Genomic DNA, 4,686 nt, shown 5'->3' with positions numbered 1-4,686 from the left:
GAGTCGATCTGCTTCTGCAGGACGTCGAGCGCGGCGTTGAACTGGTCCTCGCCGAAGTCCGTGGAGATGTCGACACCCTGGCTCATCATGATCAGCCCGACCGTGTCGCGCATCTCGGAGAGCACGACGATCTTGCCCTTGAGGTCCGGGGCCCACAGGTCGTCGAGCGTCTTCAGCTCACGGCCGACCTTGTCCTTGCGGTAGCCGATGCCGGCGTAGCCGCTCTGCCAGGTGAGGGAGTACTTGCGGCCTGGGTCGAAGCCGACGTCCTGCAGCTTGGGCGTCAGGTTGGCGGCGTTGGGGATGTTCTTCTTGTCCAGCTCCTGGACGTAGCCCTGCCGGATCAGCCGGCCGGCCATCCAGTCGGTGAAGACGACGATGTCCTTGCCGATGTCGTCGCCGTTGCGCAGCTGGCCCTGGATCTTGCCGTAGTAGGAGTCGTTGTCGTCGATGTCCTCGGCGTAGGTGGCCTTGATGCCGGTCTCCGACTCGAACTTCTCGAGGGTCGGGTAGTTCTTGGTGTCCTCGTCGTAGTCGAGGTACGCGGGCCAGTTGGCCCAGCGGACGACCTTGTCGGTCGCCGACTTGTCCTTGACGGTCGGCTCCGGCTTCGCCGAGTCCCCGGTGTCACCGGTCCCGCAGGCAGCGAGGGCGGCGGCGACGCCGGCCCCTCCGGCGCCGCGCAGCACGGTCCGGCGTGACAGCTGGGATCGCACCAGCTGCTGGACCCGCTCATCACGGACGGCGCGGTTGCCAATTGTGGTCCGGCTCATGCTCGTCAACACTCCCTAGTCGGTTCTCGGTGTCTCGTTGGTGGTCCCCGAGAAGATCGTCCGGTGCCAGTCCTTGCGGGCGGCGCCGGTGCCGTCGACCATGACGTGCTTGACGACGGTGTACTCGTCGAACGAGTAGGTCGACATGTCCTTCCCGAACCCGGAGGCACGGTATCCCCCGTGCGGCATCTCGCTGATGATCGGGATGTGGTCGTTGATCCAGACGCACCCCGCGCGGAGCTCCCGGGTGGCGCGCAGGGAGCGCACCACGTCGCGGGTCCAGGCCGATGCGGCGAGGCCGTACGGCGTGTCGTTGGCCAGCGCGAGTCCCTCGTCGTCGCTGTCGAAGGGCAGCACCACCAGGACCGGCCCGAACACCTCGTCCTGCACGATCTCGGAGGCCTGCGCCGCGTCGACCACCAGCGTGGGCTCGTAGAAGGCGCCGCGCGCCAGCGCCCCACCCGGCACGGCACCTCCTCTCACGACCTTGGCCCCGTCGGCGCAGGCCCGGTCGACGAACCCTGCGACCCGCTCCTGCTGGGCGCGGGAGACCAGCGGACCCTGGTCGGTCCGGTCGTCCAACGGCTCACCGAGCACGACCGTGCCCATGACGTCGGCCACGCCGGACACGAAGGCGTCGTAGAGCGGCCGCTGGACGTAGGCCCGGGTGGCGGCCGTGCAGTCCTGGCCGGTGTTGATCAGGGAGCCGGCCACCGCGCCGTGGACGGCTGCCTCGACGTCGGCGTCGTCGAAGACGAGGAACGGCGCCTTGCCGCCGAGCTCGAGGTGGACCCGCTTCGGGCCGGCGGCGGCGACCTCCATGACCCGCCGCCCGACCGCTGACGAGCCGGTGAACGACACCATGTCGACGTCGGGGTGCCCGATCAGGGCCTCGCCGGCCACCCGCCCGGCTCCCGTAACCACGTTGATCACGCCGGGCGGGACGCCGGCCTCGAGCGCCGCCTCTGCGAACATCAGCGCGGTCAGCGGCGTGAGCTCGGCCGGCTTGAGCACGATCGTGTTGCCCGCCGCGACGGCCGGCAGCACCTTCCAGGCCGCCATCTGCAGCGGGTAGTTCCACGGGGCCACCGAACCGACGACGCCGATGGCCTCGCGGCGCACGTAGGACGTGTGGTCGCCGGAGTACTCAGCGGCAGCCTTGCCCTCCAGGTGGCGCGCGGCGCCGGCGAAGAAGGCGACGTTGTCCACAGTGCCGGGCACGTCGAAGCCGGTGGAGAGCCGGATCGGCTTGCCGGTCTGGCGGGTCTCGATGCGCGCGAGCTCGTCGGCGCGGGCGTCGAGGACCGCGGCCATCCGGGTCAGCGCGGTGGACCGCTCGACCGGCGGGGCGGTGGACCAGCCGGGGAACGCCTCGCGCGCCGCGCGGACGGCGGCGTCCACGTCGGCGGCGTCGGCCAGCCGCACCTGCTCGACGGTCTCGCCGGTGGACGGGTCGGTGACGTCGAAGGTCTCCGCGGAGCTCCCCTCGCGGCGGCGGCCGGCGATGAGCTGGTGCACCAGGGACTCCTCGTCGCGGGGCGGGCGGGCGAATCGGGGCCGATCCTGTCAGAGGGTGGGGGGTCGGACAAGCGATTCCGCAGCCAGGATCCGGTTACGGCGACGAAATCGTTATCCGGTGCCGGGACGGCCGGTGGCCGAGCCCGCCGTGCGTCGGCCGGCGAGCCAGGTGCCCAGCACCTCGAGGTCCGGCCAGGACCCCGGGTCGATGGCCAGCGGGTCCGCGCCGAGGGCCACCAGGTCGGCCCGCTTCCCCGGCACCAGGGTGCCGCGGACCCCCTCCTCGAAGGCCTGGTAGGCGGTCCCGGCGGTGCACGCCGCCAGCACCGCCGCCGCCGGCACCCGCTCGTCCGGCACCCAGTGCCCGGTCACGGCGACCGGCAGGCACTCCAGGGGCCGGTGCGAGCTCACCGGCCAGTCGCTGCCGGTGGAGAGCACCGCGCCGGTGGCCAGCAGGCTGCCCATCGGGTACTGCCGGTCGCCCCGGAGCGGGCCGATCCGCGGCAGGGTGAGCTCGGTCTGCGCGGTGTCCAGCTGTGACCACAGCGGCTCGAAGTTCGCGACGACCCCGAGCTCGGCGAAGCGGGGCAGGTCGGCCGGGTCGACGAGCTGGGTGTGTGCGACGACCGGCCGGCGGTCGCGCGGCCCGTTGACCTCGGCGACGTGCGCGAAGGCGTCCAGCGCCGCCCGGACCCCGGCGTCGCCGATCGCGTGGACGTGCAGCTGGAACCCGTCGGCGTCGAACGCCGCCGCGGCCGCGGCCAGCTCTGCCGGCTCCCAGACCGGGAGGCCGCAGCTCTGCGGGTGGTCGGGAGGCAGGTCGTCGTACGGCGCCAGGAGCGCGGCCGTCCCGGCCTCGACGATCCCGTCGGCGAAGAGCTTGACCGTGCGCACCGAGACGCGGTCGGCCACGCCGGGCTCCGGCGAGGTCTCGGCCCGCCGCCGTGCCGCGACGAACTCCGCCCGCTGCGCCGGCCACTCCCCCGGCTCGGCGCGCAGGGCGATGTTGACCCGGACGTGCAGCCGGCCTCCCCGCGCCGCTGTCAGGTAGGCGGCCACGTCCGCCGGGGCCAGGGCTGCCTCCTGGGCCCACGTGACGCCGGCGTCGGCGAGCAGCGCGCTCGCCCGGTCCACCGCGTCGACCTTCTCCCCGTCAGTAGGGGACGGAGCGTGACGCAGGACGAGGTCCATCGCCGTCCACTCGACCAGCGTCCCCAGGGGCGAGCCGTCCTCGCGCCGGGCGACCGAGCCGGTCGGCGGGTCCGGGGTGGCTGCGTCGATGCCGGCCCGGCGCAGCGCCTCGCTGTTGACCCACGCGCAGTGGTGGTCCGAGGCCTGCAGCACCACCGGGCGGTCCGGCACCGCGGCGTCCAGCCAGGCGGCGTCGAAGAGGCCGCGGGGGGCCAGCGCCGGGTCGTACGGGCCGCCCAGCACCCATTCCTCCTCAGGGTGCTCGGCGGCGTACCGCCGGACCTCGGCCGCCACCGCCTCGACCGAGGTGAGGTCGCGCACCGCGGGCCCGGCCAGCTCGACACCGCCCCAGAGCGGGTGCACGTGCCCGTCACCGAACCCGGGCAGCACGGCGCCGGCGTCGACGACCTCCGTCGCGCCGTCGGCCAGCTCGAGCGCGTCGGTGTCGAGCGCCACCACCAGGCCGTCGCGGACCGCGACCGCACGGGCCAGTGGCAGGTGCGGGTCGCCGGTGCGGACCGCCCCGCGCAGGACGAGGTCGGCGCCGCCCACGCTCACCTCGTCGGAGCCGGACCGCTCAGGCCTCGATGTTGGACATCACGTGCTTGACCCGGGTGTAGTCCTCGAAGCCGTACATCGACAGGTCCTTGCCGTAGCCGGAGTGCTTGAAGCCGCCGTGCGGCATCTCGGCGACCAGCGGGATGTGGGTGTTGATCCACACGCAGCCGAAGTCCAGGCGCTTGGCCATCCGCATCGCCCGGCCGTGGTCCCGGGTCCAGACCGAGGACGCCAGGCCGTACTGCACCCCGTTGGCCCAGCGGGCCGCCTCGTCCTCCTCGGAGAACCGCTGCACGGTGATGACCGGCCCGAAGATCTCGTCCTGCACCATCTCGTCGTCCTGGGTGAGGCCGGACACGACGGTGGCCTCGTGGAAGTAGCCGCCGGCCAGGTCCCCCTCGACCCGGTGGCCGCCGGCCGCGACCTCCGCGTGCTGCGGCGCCCGCTGGAGGAAGCCCATCACCCGGTCGAGCTGGTTCTTGTTGTTCAGGGGGCCGAAGAGCACGTCCTCGTCGTCGGAGAGCCCGGTCTTGGCGCTGTCCTTCGCCTGCTGGGCGAGCGCGGCCACGAAGTCGTCGTGGATGCCGGGACCGGCGAGCACCCGGGTGGCGGCGGTGCAGTCCTGGCCGGCGTTGAAGTAGCCGGC

Annotated in this window: 4 protein-coding genes; all 4 read right to left on the bottom strand. The window is 73.0% G+C overall.

The features are described from left to right. A partial coding sequence (locus VK640_07330) for an extracellular solute-binding protein (protein ID HTE72995.1) occupies positions 1 to 773 on the bottom strand: 773 nt, incomplete at its 3' end. Positions 774 to 788: 15 nt separating this feature from the next. Next, the gene (locus VK640_07325) at positions 789 to 2,291 is read right to left on the bottom strand and encodes a gamma-aminobutyraldehyde dehydrogenase (protein HTE72994.1); all 1,503 of its coding nucleotides are present in this window, start codon (positions 2,289 to 2,291) and stop codon (positions 789 to 791) included. Between the two features lie 111 nt (positions 2,292 to 2,402). Beyond that, entirely contained in the window at positions 2,403 to 4,034 is a 1,632-nt protein-coding gene (locus VK640_07320) for an amidohydrolase (protein ID HTE72993.1), read from the bottom strand. Between the two features lie 25 nt (positions 4,035 to 4,059). Then, a partial coding sequence (locus VK640_07315) for an aldehyde dehydrogenase family protein (protein ID HTE72992.1) occupies positions 4,060 to 4,686 on the bottom strand: 627 nt, incomplete at its 5' end.

Source organism: Actinomycetes bacterium (assembly GCA_035489715.1).
GTDB lineage: Bacteria > Actinomycetota > Actinomycetes > JACCUZ01 > JACCUZ01 > DATHAP01.
Note: the sequence above shows the minus strand (reverse complement) of the source record. Positions and strands in the feature narration are given on the sequence as shown.